11 protein-coding genes are annotated in these 18,198 nt (G+C 68.4%); 4 read left to right on the plus strand and 7 right to left on the minus strand.

Features of this window, described 5'->3' with window-relative positions:
• The first annotated feature begins 2 nt into the window (after positions 1-2).
• Positions 3-749 carry an RDD family protein gene (locus ACFWUR_RS27485; RefSeq protein WP_378910654.1) on the plus strand — a complete coding sequence of 249 codons (747 nt, stop codon included), beginning with the start codon at positions 3-5 and terminating at the stop codon, positions 747-749.
• Positions 750-929: 180 nt separating this feature from the next.
• Here ACFWUR_RS27485 and ACFWUR_RS27490 read toward each other — a convergent pair whose 3' ends face one another.
• The 6 genes from ACFWUR_RS27490 to ACFWUR_RS27515 form a co-directional block, all read right to left on the minus strand.
• The gene (locus tag ACFWUR_RS27490; RefSeq protein WP_378910656.1) at positions 930-2,216 is read right to left on the minus strand and encodes a DUF58 domain-containing protein; all 1,287 of its coding nucleotides are present in this window, start codon (positions 2,214-2,216) and stop codon (positions 930-932) included.
• A 4-nt stretch (positions 2,217-2,220) separates the two neighbouring features.
• Entirely contained in the window at positions 2,221-3,216 is a 996-nt protein-coding gene (locus ACFWUR_RS27495) for an AAA family ATPase (protein ID WP_378910657.1), read from the minus strand.
• A complete protein-coding gene (locus ACFWUR_RS27500; protein ID WP_378910658.1) occupies positions 3,213-4,238 on the minus strand; it encodes a DUF4129 domain-containing protein in 1,026 nt (341 codons plus the stop codon). The genes ACFWUR_RS27495 and ACFWUR_RS27500 overlap by 4 nt, the downstream gene beginning before the upstream one ends.
• Complete coding sequence (locus ACFWUR_RS27505) at positions 4,235-5,119, minus strand: hypothetical protein (RefSeq protein ID WP_378910660.1); 885 nt, start codon at positions 5,117-5,119, stop codon at positions 4,235-4,237. Before ACFWUR_RS27505 ends, ACFWUR_RS27500 begins: the two co-directional genes overlap by 4 nt.
• 152 nt (positions 5,120-5,271) lie before the next feature.
• Positions 5,272-6,888: an adenylate/guanylate cyclase domain-containing protein gene (locus ACFWUR_RS27510; protein ID WP_378910661.1), complete on the minus strand. Its 1,617-nt coding sequence runs from the start codon at positions 6,886-6,888 to the stop codon at positions 5,272-5,274.
• Between the two features lie 163 nt (positions 6,889-7,051).
• The gene (locus ACFWUR_RS27515) at positions 7,052-7,597 is read right to left on the minus strand and encodes a TetR/AcrR family transcriptional regulator (protein ID WP_378910663.1); all 546 of its coding nucleotides are present in this window, start codon (positions 7,595-7,597) and stop codon (positions 7,052-7,054) included.
• Positions 7,598-7,677: 80 nt separating this feature from the next.
• Between ACFWUR_RS27515 and ACFWUR_RS27520 the strand changes: the two genes are divergently transcribed.
• Positions 7,678-9,189, plus strand: coding sequence for an MFS transporter (locus ACFWUR_RS27520; RefSeq protein WP_378910665.1), 1,512 nt, complete (start codon positions 7,678-7,680; stop codon positions 9,187-9,189).
• 18 nt (positions 9,190-9,207) lie between these two features.
• On the opposite strand, the gene ACFWUR_RS27525 is transcribed toward ACFWUR_RS27520, so the two are convergent.
• A complete protein-coding gene (locus ACFWUR_RS27525; RefSeq protein ID WP_378910666.1) occupies positions 9,208-11,034 on the minus strand; it encodes a DUF4407 domain-containing protein in 1,827 nt (608 codons plus the stop codon).
• Positions 11,035-11,947: 913 nt separating this feature from the next.
• Here ACFWUR_RS27525 and gltB point away from each other — a divergent pair.
• A complete protein-coding gene (gene gltB, locus ACFWUR_RS27530) occupies positions 11,948-16,615 on the plus strand; it encodes a glutamate synthase large subunit (RefSeq protein WP_378910668.1) in 4,668 nt (1,555 codons plus the stop codon).
• Positions 16,608-18,080, plus strand: coding sequence for a glutamate synthase subunit beta (locus ACFWUR_RS27535; protein ID WP_378910669.1), 1,473 nt, complete (start codon positions 16,608-16,610; stop codon positions 18,078-18,080). The genes gltB and ACFWUR_RS27535 overlap by 8 nt, the downstream gene beginning before the upstream one ends.
• Positions 18,081-18,198 lie beyond the last annotated feature (118 nt).

Consider the following 18,198-nt stretch of genomic DNA (forward strand, 5'->3'; position numbering starts at 1 on the left):
ACATGGCTGAATTCACCACCGGCGAAGCGGTGGCGCTCGAACTCCCGATCGCGCGCATCCCCAGCCGTGCGGGCGCTTTTCTGCTCGACCTGATGCTCCAGCTCGCGCTCGCCGCGACGCTGGAGTACGTCTTGATGCTCATGCTGTTCGCCACCCACGCCGACTCCGCCTGGTTCTCGGTGACGGCGGTGGTCACGCTGGTGACCGTGCTCATCGGCTACCCGGTGTGCAGTGAGACCGTCTCGCGCGGACGGTCGCTGGGCAAGCTGGCCTTCGGATTGCGCGTGGTGCGCGCCGACGCCGGGCCGATCGACTTCCGGCACGCGCTCACCCGCGGCCTGACGGGCGCGATCGTGGATTTCTGGATGCTGGGCGCGTTCGGCGCTGTCGCAGTCGTCACGTCGCTGTGTTCGCGCGATGGCAGGCGGGTGGGCGACGTGCTCGCCGGAACGGTGGTTGTGCACACCCGCCAGACGATGCCCGCTCCGTCGCTGGCCGTGGCGCCGCCGTGGTTGGCAGGCTGGTCGGCGCAACTGGATCCGAGCGCGATCTCCGATGAACTGGCCGGTGCGGCACGACGGTATCTGACCAGGCTGCCGACCCTGACGCCGCCCACACAGCACTATCTGGGAACTCAACTGGTGGAGGCGATGTGTGCGGCGCTGCGCTGCCCGGTGCCCGCCGGCTACCCGCCGTATCACGTGCTCGGGGCGATTCTGGCTCGGCGACAGCAGCTTTCACTGGTCTAGATCACCAGCCTGTGGATGAATCGACCTGTGCACGAATCAGGTTGTGCGCGCACCCACCTGTGCACAAGTCAGCCTGTGGATGAATCTGTTGGTGAATCGGTGGATGAACTGTGAGTGCAGGTGGAAACTCAGGTTGTCCACAAGTGCGCACGGTTGTGCACAATTCGCGATGTCCACAGATCACAGCGAGCCGGACTGCTTCAGTTCGAGGTATTCGTCGGCCAGCGCCTCGGGCAGTTGATCGGGTGCCGCGGCCACCACGGCCACCCCGCGCCGCCGCAGTGACTCCTGGACGAGAGCCCGTTCGGCCAGCACTGTTTCGGCGGCGGCCGCTGTGTAGACCGCGGAGCGATCACCGGCCGCCGCGGCGATGTCGGGGTCGGTGACGGACACGATCAACACCCGATGACGCTGTGTGAGCGTCGGTAGCGCGGGCAACAGGTGCTCGGTGACGGTCGGCCCGTCGAGACTGGTGAACCACACGATCAACGCCCGCCTGCGAACCCGCGAGATCACGGTGCGGACCAGCCCGTGGGTGTCGGTGTCCACCAACTGTGGAGACACACCGGCAAGGGTGTGCATAAGTTTCAAGGGCAACTGATTGCCGCCGACACCACTCACTTCCGCCCGCACTCGCCGGTCGTAGGCCACCAGGTCGACAGTGTCGCCTGCGGCCGCGGCCAGACCACCGAGCAGCAGCGCCGCTTCGATCGCACTGTCGAGCCGGGTCCCCTCGCCGACCCGCCCCGCACTGGCTCGTCCGGTTTCGATGACCATCAGCATGTGCCGGTTGCGTTCCGGCCGCCATGTCCGCACCAATACGTCGTCGGCGCGCGCGGTGGCCCGCCAATCGATGCTGCGCACGTCGTCGCCCGCCACGTACTCGCGGAACGAGTCGAACTCGGTGCCCTGCCCGCGCGAATTCGCCACATTGCGGCCCTCGAGATGATGCAGCCGCTTCACCTTCGAACGCAGCAGTCGCTCACTGCGAAACGCGGGCAGCGCGCGCACCCTGGCGGGCACCTCGATCCGGCTCTGACGTCCGGCCAGGCCCAGCGGTCCGAGCAGCCGGACCGTCACCGGGCCCGCCACCCGATCCCCGCGATAGGTGGGAGTCAGCTTGGTGCGCAGCCGGATTCGGGTATGTGGGGCCAGATCCAGGTGCTGTTCGCGGTATTCGGCGCGTGCGCTGTCGGGCCAGGCGTCCCACAGCCTGCCGCGCACCGTGGCCGTGCCGGTATTGGTGACCACCAACTCCACCTCGGCGCCGCGCCCGAGCCGCACCACCGTCAGTGGATCGCGGGTCAGCGACAGCGAATCCGCCCTGGCGGTGAGCGCGACGTCGACCAGCAGCAGCGCTACCAGCAACGCGCACGTGCCGAGCACCCCGACCCCTGTCGGCACCACGAACATCACCACCGCCGCAGCGACCGTGGCGAGCAGCGCGAACCGGCCTGTGACCACCACGTCGCTAGACCGGAACCGGCACCGAGACCAGCAGCGACGAGAGCACGCCCTCGGCGCTCACCCCGTCGAGCTCGGCCTCCGGTCGCAACTGCAGGCGATGCCGAAGCACCGCCGTCGCCACGGTTTTCACGTCATCGGGCGTCACATACGGGCGCCCGTTGAGCCAGGCGAAGGCACGGGCGGCGGCCAGCAACGCGGTCGCGCCACGGGTAGACGCGCCGTGGGCGACGGCGGGGGAGGAGCGGGTGGCGCGGCACAGATCGACGATGTAGGCCAGCACCTCCGGGCTCACCACCACCTCGCCCACCGCGGCGCGCGCGGCGGCGATGTGCTCGGGTCCGGCGACCGGCCGCAGTCCGGCGGCACCCAGATCGCGCGGATCGAAACCGCTCGCATGGCGTTGCAGAATGCGGAACTCGTCGTCGCGGTCGGGCAGCCGGATGTCGACCTTGAACAGGAACCGGTCCAGCTGTGCCTCGGGCAGCGGATAGGTGCCCTCCTGCTCGATCGGGTTCTGGGTGGCGACCACCACGAACGGATCGGGCAGCGCACGCGGCTGGCCGTCCACCGAAACCTGGCGCTCCTCCATCGATTCCAGCAGCGAGGACTGGGTTTTCGGTGGGGTGCGGTTGATTTCGTCGGCCAGCAGCAGGTTGGTGAAGACCGGGCCCTTGCGGAAGGTGAACTCGGCCGAATGCGGGTCGTAGATCTGCGAACCGGTGACATCACCCGGCATCAGATCGGGGGTGAACTGCACGCGCGCGTGATCGAGCGCCAGCGAGGTGGCCAGCGCGCGCACCAGCAGCGTCTTCGCCACGCCCGGAACACCTTCCAGCAGTACGTGGCCACGGCACAGCAGTGCCAGCACCAGGTACAGCACCGCCTGGTCGTTGCCGACCACCGCTTTGCCGATCTCGGCCCGGAGCGCGGCCAGTGCCGCCGCCGCCTCCTGGGCGTTCGGGGTGTCGAGCACAACGCTGTCCTTGGAAATGTTTGTCATCCGAGCTCCGTCTCGATCCATTCGAGGTGTGCGGCAATGTCATTGAGGGTTTGTTCGTCCGGTACGTCGCCGAACAGGACAGTGCCGACCTGCTGAGCGGGCACGCCGAGCCGGGTCGCCACGGTGGCGACGAGTTGGTCGTCGGTGAACTCACCGCCCAGGCGGCGCTTGATCCGGCGCAGCGTCGCGGTGCGCAGGATGCGCGCCACATGGGCCACGTCGCCGGAACGGCGATACAGCCCCGCTTGCCCCGCGAGCAGTTCGTTCGCGGCGACCTCGACCGGGCGCGGCTCGCCGACCAGCGCGCCGCGCCTGCGGGCTCGCCACCAGATCAGCGCCGCGAAGGCGAGCAGGAACTGCAAGCCGCCGAACGCCAGCCAGCCGGGCAGCCGAGTGAAGATCGAGTCCTTGCCGCCGCCGAACTCGAACGGGTCGTCCTCGCGCGGCTTCTCGGGGGGACTCGGTGGGTCGGGCAGGTCGGGGGTGTCGGGCGCGTTGGGGGCGCCGCACGACTGCATGGTGGCGTAGAGCAACAGGGCGATGGCGAGTCCGGCGGCGAGCGCCGCCCAGAACCGCGGGCTGCGCAGGATCCCGGGCAGCGGGGGAATGGTCCTGCGCTGCTTCGGTTCTCGTTCGACGACCTCGATCTCGAGCGGGTCGAGCACGGGCGGTGGTGCGGACTGGGAGTATCGGTCGGCGTATTCGAGGCGGCGGTACTCGTGCTCGGTGGCCGCGCGCCCGCCGTAGACGACTTCGTCGAAACTGCGGGCCGCCGGATGTAGTTCGGTGGAATGTTGCGGCGCGAGCGCGGTGGTCGCGTCGTCGGCGGTTTCCTGCGCGGTGCGCGATCGGCGCACCGGCAAGCTGCCGTCCTGTTCGAGTCCGCGTAGGACGGCGCGGAAACGTTCGCGCAGCGCCCGGTCGTAATCGCGTCGGCTCGCGGCGTTTTCGGCGGCGGCGCGGTGTTCGGCGGCCGCACCGAGGCGGGGCCGCGGCGGGACTTCGTCGGGAAGGTCGGTCACCGGTGATCACCGGGGATTCGGATGTCCATGCCTTCTCGAACGCACCGCCTGCTGATGTGACAGAGGACGCGGCTGGTCGCCTCGACGATCTCGCTCACCGTCACCACCAGCAAGAAGCCGCCGACCAGCAGGGTGATGACGGCCCAGCGGTGGGTGCCGGAGAAGTCGGACAGGAAGAACGGAATGCCGAACGTGGGCACCGCGAGTACCGCGAAGATGCACCGCTGGGTGAGCCACAGGCCCGCGGTCGGCCAGACCGCACCGTGCACGAGTTCCTTCGAACGGGCAACGCCCACACCGAAACTCGCGTGCTCTGCGATGATCACCGGCTCGGTGAGGAACCGTCGCGACCGCACGTACGAGAGCCAGATGAGCGCGAGCGGATAGGTGATCACCAGAATGCTGCCCAGCAGCAGCACCCCGATACCGGTGAGCGTGAACACGACCTGAGCGAGCACCAGCGGAGCCGCTCTCCGGCCCGCGGCCCGCAAGCCGTCGAGCACGCCGTAGCGCGCTCCGTGGAAATCGGCGAGCGCGATGGCGACGGTGGCGCCGCGCAGCACCAGCCGCGTCGACCACACCGCCGCCGCGGTCGCCAGGATCGCCGCCCACGCGGTGCCCACGTCGGAGCCGTCGGTGAGATGGGAAACCAGCCCCGTGAGTCCGAGCACCGCGAGCACGGCGAGCACGAGCGCACTGCCACCGAGTATCGCGAAGGTCCGAATATGGGCCTGGATCAGGGCGAACGGCTCATCGAGCAATTCGCGGAAACGCAAGGGGCGGATCGGCACCGTCGGTGGTGATGGCGACCCCGGCGCGGGCGCCCGTGCCGGATCGACTCCCGCCCCAACGGCGCCGACCGTGTCAACGGCGGGACGCACGGCCCCGAGTGTAGTCAATCCCACCCGAACCGCCCGGTCGATGCGACGTGCGCCGGAGGACTCGACGCCACCCACCCACACCCCTCGTCGAGCGGCCCTGGCATCTCGCCACCTGCCTACCGCCCCTCGTCCCCGGTGAGACCTGATGTGTCCTACCGAACCTCGGCGGACCCCAGCCCGGCGGACGCGCTCTCGTCAGCCGGCGCCGACACCCTCGGCAGCGCGACCTGCGTCGGCTTCAAACGCCCACGCAGCGTGACCGTCTCGCCGAGAATCCAGTGCGCGGATTCGGAGTCGGCCGCGGCGTCGAGCGTGATCGCCGAGGTGAGCAACCGTTCATCGTGCTGCTTGGACAGCTCACACAGCCGCGCGGCCTCGTTGACGGCATCGCCGATCACCGTGAACTCGTAACGATTGTGCGTGCCCACATTGCCCGCGACGACCCGGCCCGCGGCGACCCCGATGCCCGCGTCGAGATCGGAGGCGTCACGCAATCGGCGCTGGATCGCCCGACCACACGACAACGCCGACCCGGCCAGGTCGTCCAGCGGGACCGGGGTGCCGAACACCGCCAGAGCCGCGTCGCCCTCGAACTTGTTGAGCAGGCCACCGTGCCGTTCCACCTCGTCGACGACGATGTCGAAGAACCGGTTGAGGATGCCGACGATCTCGGGCGCGGGCAGGGTGGCGGCCATCGTGGTCGAGCCGATGATGTCGATGAACAGCGCGGCGGCCTCGGTTTCGGTGCCGCCCAGCACCGGTTGGGACGAGGCGATCGCGGCCATCGCGACATCGTGGCCGACGTGCTTGCCGAACAGGTCCTCGATCATGGCCCGCTCGCGCAGCCCGTGCACCATCGTGTTGAAACCGCTCTGCAGTTCGCCCAGTTCGGTGCCGTCGTAGAGGGTGATCTCGGCGTCGAGGTCGCCCTTCTCCACGCGGCGCAACGCTTGGCGCACACCCTTGATCGGGGCCACCGTCGCCGCGACGACCTGGGCCATCAGGATCAATCCGAACACCAGCGCCGAGCCGCCCAGACTGAGCATGCACACCGCGAGCCTGGCTTTGCTCACCGCGGGATCGGCCAGGGCCCACACCGCCACCGTCATCGTCAGCGCCACCGGCACTCCGACGCCGACGAACCACGACAGCATGGTCCGACCGAACACGCCGATGCCGCGCCGGCGGTGGGGGTCGGCGGCGAGCACGCGCGCGGTCACCGGGCGCAGCGCGAACTCGATGATCAGATAGCTGTTGGCGCACACGACGATCGCCGCGGCACCGATCGCGAGGGCGACCTTGGGAATCAGCGCGGGTTCGAGCACCCCGTAGACGACGGTGAGCACCGTCAATGTCAACGTCCACAGCAGGGCCTGTTGCAGCACCATCCAGCGCGGTGCCGACACGGCGACCTGCTGTTCGGCCGGGGTCGGCACGTGTTCGGGGTCGGTGGCCCAGCGCATCGACCGCACTCCGGCCACGGTGCCCCACACGGCGCCGACCGCCAGCGCGAGCGCCGCGCACAGGGGCGTGAAGAAGCTGTTGACCAGCAGTAGTTCTCGGGTGAACACAGTGGGCCCCGGGAGCACGAACCCCGCCAGCACCACGACCATCGCGATGCCGATCAAGTTGGCGATGAGCAGCGGAACGGTGAGCAGCAATTGCACCCGAACGCGGCGGACCGTCGATTTCTCGTCTTCCGGTCCGAGCAGTGGGGAGCCCCACGGCGCTGATCTTGCCGCGCCTGTCGGTCCCTCGCGGTTGATCACCACTGCACTGTAAACCGGTGGACCGGGTGTCGGCCACCGAGTTGCGCGGGTCACTGTGCGAGTCGAGTGGCTATACCAACTGGTAGTACCTACTTTTGTGACCAATTACCGGTTCACTCACCGGGGTGTTGCCCCGAGCGAGGCTGAGTGAACAAGTGTCCACTCAGTGCTCGGTCAGTCGTTCGACGACGGCGCGGTAGCGCGCGGGTTCGATCTGCGGTAGGCCCAGTAGAGCGCGCAGGTAGACCCCGTCGCCCACGAGTCGGATGGTGTCGGCGCGGACCGGGTCGCTCACCTCGGTCTCGAGATCGTCGGACCAGGACGCCATCACCGCGTCGAGTGCGCGCTGCACCTCGTCGGGCTCGTTGCCCGTCGAGGCGTCGATCGTGCGCATGGTCGCCAGGAGGGAGCGGTACAGGGCGAGTTCGACGGCGTCGGTCTGCGTGGTGGGGTCGGGCGTCTGTAGATACCACGCGGAGATCGGCGTCCCGCTCGCTCTGGCTTCGTCGAGCTGGGCGCGGGCGCGCTCCCCGAGCCGGTGTACCAAACCGACCAGCAGGGCGTCCTTGCTCTTGAAGTGATAGAGCAGCCCACCTTTGGACACGCCCGCCGCCGCGGCGACGTTGTCGAGGGTCAGCTGGGCCGAGCCGCGTTCGAGCAGCACGGTCTCCAGGGCGTCGAGGATGCGATCGCGGGTGTCAGAGCTCACGGCAATCACTGTACCGTCTGGACGGTTTCTTTGTTACTGTACCGTCTGGACGGTTTACCAACCTGAAAGTCGAGAGACCGATGAACACCCCCACTGTGCTGACCCCGCCACGCGCCACCCCGCGTGAGTGGGCAGGCCTCGGCGTACTCGCCCTCGCCCTGCTGCTGCTCGCCGTGGACGCGACCGTGCTGGATCTGGCCGTGCCCGCGATCAGCGCCGACCTCGCCCCGAGCACGCCACAGCTGCTCTGGATCATCGATGTGTACTCGTTCGTGCTCGCGGGCCTGCTGGTCGTGATGGGTAACCTCGGCGACCGGATCGGCAGGCGCAGGCTGCTGCTGATCGGCGCCGTCGGCTTCGGTATCGCCTCGGCGCTGGCCGCGTGGGCGACCTCGCCGGAGATGCTGATCGCGGCGCGCGTCCTGCAGGGCGTCGCCGGTGCCACGCTGATGCCCGCCACACTGGGCTTGATCCGCTCGATGTTCCAGGACGCGCGCCAGCGCACCATGGCGATCGGCGTGTGGAGTGCGATGGCCGGTGGTGGCGCCGCGGCCGGTCCGCTGGTGGGCGGCTGGCTGCTCGAGCACTTCTGGTGGGGCTCGGTGTTCCTGGTGAACCTGCCGGTCATGCTGGTGCTGCTGGCTCTGGCACCACTGCTCATCCCCGAATCACGCGACCCCAACCCCGGCCGCTTCGACGCACTCAGCGCGCTGCTGTCCATGCTGGCGCTGGTCCCGGTGGTGTACGCGGTGAAGGAAACCGCCGCGCACGGTCCGGCGGTGGGCCCGCTGCTGGTCGGTCTGGCGGGTGTGGTCTCGGCCGTGCTGTTCGTGCGCAGACAGCGTCGACTGAGCGATCCGATGCTCGACCTGCGGCTGTTCGAGTTGCCGAGGTTCCGGGTCGCGGTGTTCACCAACCTGCTCGCGGTGTTCGCCCTGGCAGGCGTGCTGTTCTTCGGCTCGCAGTATCTGCAGCTGGTGCTGGGCCGCACGCCCTTGCAAGCGGGTCTGCTGATGCTGCCCGGACTCGCGGCGAGCGTGCTCGGCTCGCTGGCGGCGGCCTGGCTCGTGCGGTTCTGGCGCGCGACGGTGGTGCTGGCGGGCGCGCTGGTGGTCACGGCGATCGGCACCGCGGCTTTCCTCGCGGTCGACGTCGGCAACGGCGCCGGGGCGTTCGCGATCGGTTTCGTCGGCATCGGCCTCGGTGCGGGTGTGGCCATGACGGTGGCCGCCGACCTGGTCGTCGGATCGGCGCCGCAGGAACGCGCCGGTGCGGCCGCGGCGATCTCGGAGACCGCCTACGAAACCGGTCTCGCACTCGGTGTCGCGCTGCTCGGCAGCGCGGTGATGGCCATCTTCCGGCGCGGCCTCGACCTGTCGCTGCTCCCGGAGGACGCGGTGGCGACGGCGTCGGGTTCACTCAGCGGCGCGGTCGAGGTGGCCGGTGAGCTGCCCGCCGCGGTGGCCGAGCAGTTCCTGTCGTCGGCCGATCAGGCGTTTGTCAGTGGTATCCATCTGACAGTGGTCGGCATCGTGGCGGTGCTGTTGTTCGCGGCGTACAGCGCGCTGCGGACGAAGAGCACGGTGGAATGACCCAGGTGCGGCTCGTACTCAGCGGGCGGGCGGCAGCTGACGGCGGCCACCGGGGAGTTCGTTGGTGTCGGCGCGGGGGAGCTCGCCGTGGGCGTCCGCCTCGGGTAGGCCGTTGCCCTGGCCCGCGGGCAGCGCGGTATAGGTCGGGGCCGACTGGTACTGCCGCGGGTCGGGGTGGAAGCGGCTCGACGGGGCGTCGACCACGTTCGAGGCGATCTGCTGGGCGTAGGGCTGGTACGGCTGCTGGTATTGCTGCTGTTGCGGGTAGGCCCCTGGCGGCAGGAAACCCTGCGCGGGCTGCCCCGGCAGCTGATACCCGGCGGGAACCTGCTGCTGCGCCGAGGAGTCCTGCGTGTCGACGGTGACCTTGCGCGTGCGTCGCAGCGTGAACGTCACCTCCTCGACCTCTTCGAACGCCTGCCGCGCGGTACGCATCGGGTGGGTGGCCGAGTCGAAGGCGTTGGCGACGAACGCTGGAACCAGCGGACGGATCCAGCGGGCGGCGGTGTCGGTGAACGGCACCGTGCCGATGATCGGCAGTTCCAATCCGCCGCCGCTGGTCGGCGCCTGCGCGGGCGGCTGCTGCTGCGGTGCCTGGTGCGCGGGGACAAGCGCCCCCCCGGTACCGGTGGGCAGCGCGGGCTGGACGTACCCCGCGGGCAGCTGCGATGTCACGTTCGGCTCCAGAGACACGGAGTCGTCCTTTCGATGCGGCTCGGTGAACCCGAGCTCGAAACCGCCGATCGCGGCGATGATCCTGGTGCGCTGACGTTCTCGATCGATCACGGTATCGGCTTCGATGGCCAGTCGCGTGCTGGTGAGCTCCTGTTCGGCGCGCAAGGCGGCCGTCTCGGTGCGTACCTCGGCGCTTTTCACCGCGATGGCGGCGTCGGCTTCGCGGTGGGCCCGGTCGGCCACTGCCGCGGCGTCGACGCGGCGATCGAGCGCGGTTTCGCCACGCCACCAGCGCAGCAGCGACGGCAGCAGAGCCAGCACGATCCCGGCGAGAAGAAGCAGCAGGCGCAGCGCCGCGGCTCCGGCGTGCGAGCTGGTGTAGCTGTTCATGGCCAGCCAGCGGGCGCCGAGACCACGGTCACCGTCGGCGAACGCGCTGGTCCTGGCGGTGGCGAGGGCGGCTGACTCGGTGCGAACCCGCTGATCGAGCCCTTCGATGCGGCCCTGTGCTGTGGCGAGTTGCTTGCGGGCGTCGTCGAGCATGTCGTTGGCGGTCTGGGCTTCCGGACCACGGCCCGGGACCCCGGTGATCCTGGTCTGCGGGCACTGCGGGGTTGGGTTGTACTCGCAGCGGGCGATCACCAGCGCACGGTCGATGTCGGCCTGCGACTTGGCGATGCTCAGGTCGAGTGCGGCCCGGTCGGCGGTGGCCAGGTCGAACGAGGTGCGAGCGGCGACCACGGCGGGTGCGTTCTCGGCGCCTGCCTGAGCGCGCACATCCAGTTCCCGGTCGACGGTCCCGCCGAGCATCACGGTGGCGGCGAGTTCGGCGACGAAGACCCCAGCCAGCACCCCGACCCCGATCCTGGCGGTGGCGCCGAGCCGGTCGTCGTCGGCGCCGGGGCGAGTGGTCACCAACGCCCGGCCGAGCGCGGCCATGGCGACCGCCACGACCAGTGGGAACAGCACCGCACCGATGACGCTCACGTCGGCGGCGAGCATGGCGGCCAAGGTGACGAGTCCGGCGATCACGGCGAACAACGACACCGCGGCACCGGTGACGAGATAGCGGCCCTGTTCATGGCGGAAAGCCTGGTCGGCGCCCGTTTCGGGGTCCCCTCGCCGGGGTGTGGCGAGGCCTCCGCCGAGCCAGGTGAGTAAGCCGGTCATTGAAGGTCTCCCCGGGTCGTGCGCTCCACTGGGCATGGCGAAACTGGCATGGATTCGTTGTGTCAGCGTGACAGGCCGGGCGCCGACACACCGAGTGCCGAGGCGTTGCTTGTGGTCAGCCTCACAACCGGCCAGGGCGGGCCATCGCGCTGACCGAGATATTTCGGCACCGACCTCGGCGTGTCGCGCGCGGCGAGCCGGATCGCGCCGCCGCTCGTGCCCGATTTGTGTCGAACGACACTGCCAGAAGTTAGCCAAAGGTGTGCTGTGGCACACATTCGGCAATACAGACCGTACGGTCGGCTGACTGGGGCGCTAGTGGGGGCCCGTGTCGGGAATATCTCACAGTCGGCACCCCCGGTTAGCGGAGGTGGGAGGTTTGACCAGGTCATCGACTGGGAAACCTGGTGCGGTGCAGGTGAGTTCAGCTTTCGACCCCGGGTCGGCGGCTGTTTCGAGTCTGCTCGTAGACAGCGTTCGCGCAGGTAGGAACGGGTTGTCCGGGATCGATCCGGGCCCCGGTCTGCTTTACACTGGACGACGCGCGCGACGATGCAAGCAGCCGTTACAAACCCCAGCTAGACGGGTTACTTAGCACAACCTTAGTTGGTTGGGTCTGCGGTCTGACTTATCGTTTGCTCTTACGCCGAACGCACCCATGTTCGGCCAACCACCCATTCGAGGTCCGGTGAAACCGGGCCAAGAGTAGCGGGTGAAACCCCGCGCAGAGGTAAGGGAGAAGTAAGCATCCCGTTACCTCTGAGCACCCCAACTACGTCAACGCCGCAAACCACCACCGTCGCTGGTTTCGGATCGTACGGACGCAGTCTTGACGGAGGCGAAACGACGAAGGGCCCACGCTCAGCTTGCTGGGTGGCCGACATCGACAGCCGACTTTCTTGAAGGCAGAGGCATGACGCAACTTCCTGGCCACAGGTCACCCGGAGTCACCGGGCTCTACGATCCGGCATTCGAGCACGACGCCTGCGGCGTCGCGTTCGTTGCCGACATGCACGGACGACGCAGTCGAGACATCGTCGACAAGGCCATCACGGCCCTGCTGAACCTGGAGCACCGCGGTGCTGCGGGTGCCGAGCCGAACTCCGGCGACGGCGCGGGCGTCCTGCTGCAGCTCCCGGACAAGTTCTTCCGTGCGATCCTCGCCGAAGAAGGCGCCGCTTTCGAGTTGCCCCCGGAAGGCTCCTACGCCTCCGGTATCGCCTTCCTGCCGCAGGCCCGTCGCGAAGCCGCACGTGCCGCCTACGGCGTCGAGAAGATCGTCACCGAAGAGGGCATGGCCGTACTCGGCTGGCGCGCGGTGCCGATCGAGGAGTCCTCGCTCGGCGCGCTGGCCCGCGACGCGATGCCGACCTTCCGGCAGATCTTCATCGGTTCGCCGAAGAACTCGGCCGAGCAGCTCTCGGGCATGGACCTGGAGCGTCGCGCCTACGTGATCCGCAAGCGGATCGAGCACGAGCTCGGCAAGGCAGGCCCCGGTGAGGGCACCGTCGGCAAGGAGTCGGTGTACTTCCCGAGCCTGTCCGGCCAGACTTTCATCTACAAGGGCATGTTCACCACGCCGCAGCTGCGTGCGTTCTACCTGGACCTGCAGGACGAGCGCGTCGAGTCGGCCATCGGCATCGTGCACTCGCGCTTCTCCACCAACACCTTCCCCTCGTGGCCGCTGGCGCACCCGTTCCGCCGGGTCGCCCACAACGGTGAGATCAACACCGTCACCGGCAACGAGAACTGGATGCGCGCCCGTGAGGCGCTGCTGCGCAGCGACGTGTTCGGCAAGGACGAAGCCGGCCGCGATCGCCTGCAGAAGATCTTCCCCGTGTGTACCCCCGGCGCTTCCGACACCGCGCGTTTCGACGAGGTGCTCGAACTGCTGCACCTGGGCGGTCGCGAACTGCACCACGCCATCATGATGATGATTCCCGAGGCGTGGGAACGCAACGAGAACCTCGACCCCGAGCGGCGCGCGTTCTACGAGTACCACTCGATGCTGATGGAGCCGTGGGACGGCCCGGCGGCGGTGTGCTTCTCCGACGGCACCAAGATCGGCGCCGTGCTCGACCGCAACGGTCTGCGTCCCGGTCGCATCTGGGTCACCGAAGACGGCCTGGTCGTGCTGGCCTCCGAGGTCGGCGTGCTCGACATCGATCCGGCCACCGTGGTCCAGAAGATCCGCCTGCAGCCGGGCAAGATGTTCCTGGTCGACACCGAGCAGGGCCGCATCGTCACCGACGAAGAGGTCAAGTCGGACCTGGCCGCGGCGCAGCCGTACCAGCAGTGGCTCGACGCAGGCGTGAGCCGCATGGCCGACCTGCCCGACCGCCCGCACGTGCACATGTCGCACGATCGCGTGCTGATCCGTCAGCAGATCTTCGGCTACACCACCGAGGACCTGAACCTGCTGATCACGCCGATGGCCAAGACCGGCGGCGAGGCACTGGGCTCGATGGGTACCGACACCCCGATCGCGGTGCTGTCGAACCGGTCGCGCCTGCTGTTCGACTACTTCTCGCAGCTGTTCGCGCAGGTCACCAACCCGCCGCTCGACGCCATCCGCGAGAAGGTCGTCACCAGCCTCAAGCGCAACCTCGGCCCCGAGGCCGACCTGCTGCACCCGGGCCCGGATTCTTGCCGGATGATCGCGCTCGAGCAGCCGATTCTGGACAACGACGAGCTGGCCAAGCTCGTCCACATCAACGACGACGGCAGCCAGCCGGGCCTGCGCTCGGTGGTCGTGCGCGGTCTGTACCCGGTCGCCGAGGGCGGCGAGGGCCTGCGCAAGGCGCTCGCGGCCATCAACACCCAGGTCTCGGCCGCCATCGACGGTGGCGCGCGCATCATCGTGCTGTCGGATCGTGAGTCCAACGAGAAGCTGGCGCCGATCCCGTCGCTGCTGCTCACCTCGTCGGTGCACCACCACCTGGTGCGCGAGCGCACCCGCACCATGGTCGGCCTGGTCGTGGAGGCCGGTGACGCCCGCGAGGTGCACCACATGGCCCTGCTGATCGGGTTCGGCGCCGCCGCGATCAACCCGTACATGGCCTTCGAGACCATCGAGGACATGCTCGAGCGCGGTTCGCTGCAGATGCCGGGCTCCACCGGTGACCATGGCGCCGACTTCCGCAAGGCCGTCGCGAACTACTGCACCGCGGCCAGCAACGGCGTGCTCAAGGTGATGTCGAAGATGGGCATCTCCACCCTCGCCTCCTACAACGGCGCCCAGCTGTACCAGGTCATCGGCCTCGGTCAGGACCTGGTCGACGAGTACTTCACCGGCCTGCGCTCCCCACTGGGCGGCATCGGTCTCGACGAGATCGCCGAAGAGGTGGCTGTGCGCCACCGCGTGGCCTTCCTGGAGAACCGCAACGAGCGCGCGCACCGCGAGCTCGAGGTCGGCGGCGAGTACCAGTGGCGTCGTGAGGGCGAGTACCACCTGTTCAACCCGGACACGGTGTTCAAGCTCCAGCACGCCACCCGCACCGGTCAGTACTCGATCTTCAAGGAGTACACCAAGCTGGTCGACGACCAGTCCGAGCGCCTTGCCGCGCTGCGTGGCCTGTTCAAGTTCAAGTCGGGTCAGCGCGCGTCGATCTCCATCGACGAGGTCGAGCCGGCCACCGAGATCGTGAAGCGTTTCTCGACCGGTGCGATGAGCTACGGCTCCATCTCCGCCGAGGCGCACGAGACCCTCGCGATCGCGATGAACCGCATCGGTGCCCGCTCCAACTCCGGTGAGGGTGGCGAGAGCCCCGCTCGCTTCGAGGTCGAGGACAACGGTGACTGGCGTCGTTCGGCGATCAAGCAGGTCGCCTCGGGTCGCTTCGGTGTCACCGCGCACTACCTGACCAACGCCACCGACATCCAGATCAAGATGGCCCAGGGCGCCAAGCCGGGCGAGGGCGGCCAGCTGCCCGCGCACAAGGTGTACCCGTGGGTCGCCGAGGTGCGTCACTCCACGCCGGGCGTCGGCCTGATCTCCCCGCCGCCGCACCACGACATCTACTCGATCGAGGATCTGGCCCAGCTGATCCACGACCTGAAGAACGCGAATCCGCAGGCTCGGATTCACGTGAAACTCGTCGCGGAGCCGGGTGTCGGCACCGTCGCCACCGGTGTGTCCAAGGCGCACGCCGACGTGGTGCTCATCTCGGGCCACGACGGCGGCACCGGCGCCTCGCCGCTCACCTCGCTCAAGCACGCCGGTGGTCCCTGGGAGCTCGGCCTGGCCGAGACCCAGCAGACCCTGCTGCTCAACGGCCTGCGTGACCGCATCGTCGTCCAGGTCGACGGCCAGATGAAGACCGGCCGCGACGTGATGATCGCCGCGCTGCTCGGCGCCGAGGAGTTCGGTTTCGCGACCGCACCCCTGGTCGTCTCGGGCTGCGTCATGATGCGCGTGTGTCACCTCGACACCTGTCCCGTCGGCATCGCGACCCAGAACCCGGTGCTGCGTGAGCGTTTCACCGGCAAGCCGGAATTCGTCGAGAACTTCATGATGTTCATCGCCGAGGAGGTGCGTGAGCTGCTCGCCGAGCTGGGCTTCCGCACTCTCGACGAGGCCGTCGGTCGCGTCGACCTGCTCGACACCGCCAAGGCCAAGCAGCACTTCAAGGCCGCCAAGCTGGACCTGTCGCCGATCCTGGACATGCCGGAGACGGCGTTCATGAACCAGGACACCCGGTGCACCACCACCCAGGACCACGGGCTGGACAAGGCGCTCGACAACGAACTGATCGCGCAGAGCGCCCCCGCGCTCGAGCGTGGCCAGGCGGTCAAGATCGAAACCAAGATCACCAACGTGAACCGCACGGTCGGCACCATGCTCGGCCACGAGGTGACCAAGCTCTACGGTGGCGCGGGCCTGCCCGACGACACCATCGACATCACCTTCACCGGTTCGGCGGGCAACAGCTTCGGCGCGTTCGTCCCGGCGGGCATCACGCTGCGGGTCTTCGGTGACGCCAACGACTACGTGGGCAAGGGCCTGTCGGGTGGCCACATCGTGGTCCGCCCGTCGGCCGACGCACCGGAGAGCTTCGTCGCCGAGAACAACATCATCGCGGGCAACGTGATCATGTTCGGCGCCACCAGCGGTCGCATCCTGATCAACGGTGTCGCGGGCGAGCGCTTCGGCGTGCGCAACTCCGGCGCCACCGCGGTGGTCGAGGGTGTGGGCGACCACGCGCTCGAGTACATGACCGGTGGCCGTGTGGTCATCCTCGGTGACACCGGCCGCAACCTCGGCGCCGGTATGTCCGGTGGTGTCGCCTACGTCTACGACCCGGAGGGCAAGCTCGCCGAGCGCGTCAACCCGGATCAGGCCGACGCGATCGAGCAGCTCTCCGGTGACGACTTCACCTGGCTGCGCGACATCATCAACACCCACCGCGACGAAACGGGATCGGCTGTGGCCGAACGCATCCTGAGCGACTGGTCCCAGCAGGTGAACCACTTCGTGAAGGTCATGCCCCGCGAATACAAGAAGGTTCTGCTCGCCATCTCCGAGGCCGAGAAGGCCGGCAAGGATGTCGACACGGCGATCATGGAGGCGGCTCGTGGCTGACCCACAGGGATTTTTGAAGCACACCTCGAGGCAAACCCCGGCCCGTCGTCCGGTCGAGCTGCGACTGCTGGACTGGAAAGAGGTCTACGAGGAGAAGAAGTTCTCCCAGGACACCTTGAAGACCCAGGCCAGCCGCTGCATGGACTGCGGAATTCCCTTCTGCCACCAGGGTTGTCCGCTCGGGAACCTGATTCCCGAATGGAACGACCTGGTCTACAAGGGCGCGTGGCGCGAAGGCATCGACCGCCTGCACGCCACCAACAACTTCCCGGAGTTCACCGGCCGCCTGTGCCCGGCTCCGTGTGAGGCGTCCTGCGTGCTCGGCATCAACCAGGAGCCGGTCACGATCAAGCAGGTCGAGGTCGAGCTCATCGAGAACGCCTTCGACGAGGGCTGGGTCACCCCGGTGTACCCGACCCGTCTCACCGGCAAGAAGATCGCCGTCGTCGGCTCCGGCCCGGCCGGTCTGGCCGCCGCCCAGCAGCTCACTCGCGCCGGTCACACCGTGACCGTGTTCGAGCGTGACGACCGCATCGGCGGCCTGATGCGGTACGGCATCCCGGAATTCAAGATGGAGAAGTCGGTCATCGACCGTCGCCTGGCCCAGATGGAAGCCGAAGGCACCATCTTCAAGGCGGGCGTCAACGTGGGTGTCGACATCACCGCCGAGCAGCTGCGTGAGCGATACGACGCGATCGTGCTGGCCGGTGGCGCCACCATCGCCCGCGACCTGCCGATCCCGGGCCGCGAGCTCGACGGCATCCACCAGGCGATGGAGTTCCTGCCGCTGTCGAACCGGGTGCAGCTCGGTGACGACATCGCCGACGCCGACGGCCTGCCGCCGATCCACGCCAAGGGCAAGAAGGTCATCATCATCGGTGGTGGCGACACCGGCGCCGACTGCCTGGGCACCTCGCACCGCCACGGCGCCGAGTCGGTGCACCAGTTCGAGATCATGCCGCGTCCCCCCGAGGAGCGCGCGGGCTCGACCCCGTGGCCGACCTACCCCCTGATGTACCGGGTCGCCTCGGCACACGAAGAGGGTGGCGAACGTCTGTTCTCGGTGAACACCGAGCGTTTCGTCGGTAAGGACGGCAAGGTCACCGGTCTCGAGGCCCACGAGGTCAAGATGGCCAACGGCCGCTTCGAGAAGGTCGAGGGCACCGACTTCACCCTCGAAGCCGATCTGGTCCTGCTGGCCATGGGCTTCGTCGGCCCGCAGAAGCCGGGTCTGCTCACCGACCTCGGCGTCGGTTACGACGGTCGCGGCAACGTGCAGCGCGACAAGAGCTGGGCCACCAACATTCCCGGCGTCTTCGTCGCCGGCGACATGGGCCGTGGCCAGTCCCTCATCGTCTGGGCCATCGCCGAAGGCCGTGCCGCGGCCTCGGCGGTCGACAAGTACCTCGAGGGTGAGACCGCGCTTCCCGCGCCGATCCCCCCGACGGCCGTCGCCCAGCGCTGATCGCTGAAAATCCAAGGCGCCCGCGGACTCTCAAGTCCGCGGGCGCCTTTTTGTCCCGTCTGCCCGACAGCGCGGAGTGTGGTTCGTCATCGCATTCGCGGCTCCACGGGGCAGGACA

It is taken from the genome of Nocardia sp. NPDC058633, assembly GCF_042717045.1.
Lineage (GTDB): Bacteria > Actinomycetota > Actinomycetes > Mycobacteriales > Mycobacteriaceae > Nocardia.

Excerpts from the sequence above, each read along its gene's own strand:
- ACFWUR_RS27485 (WP_378910654.1), top strand. The coding sequence starts at position 3 with ATGGCTGAATTCACCACCGGCGAAGCGGTGGCGCTCGAACTCCCGATC.
- ACFWUR_RS27495 (WP_378910657.1), bottom strand. The coding sequence starts at position 3,216 with ATGACAAACATTTCCAAGGACAGCGTTGTGCTCGACACCCCGAACGCC.
- ACFWUR_RS27520 (WP_378910665.1), top strand. The coding sequence starts at position 7,678 with ATGAACACCCCCACTGTGCTGACCCCGCCACGCGCCACCCCGCGTGAG.
- ACFWUR_RS27525 (WP_378910666.1), bottom strand. The coding sequence starts at position 11,034 with ATGACCGGCTTACTCACCTGGCTCGGCGGAGGCCTCGCCACACCCCGG.
- gltB (WP_378910668.1), top strand. The coding sequence starts at position 11,948 with ATGACGCAACTTCCTGGCCACAGGTCACCCGGAGTCACCGGGCTCTAC.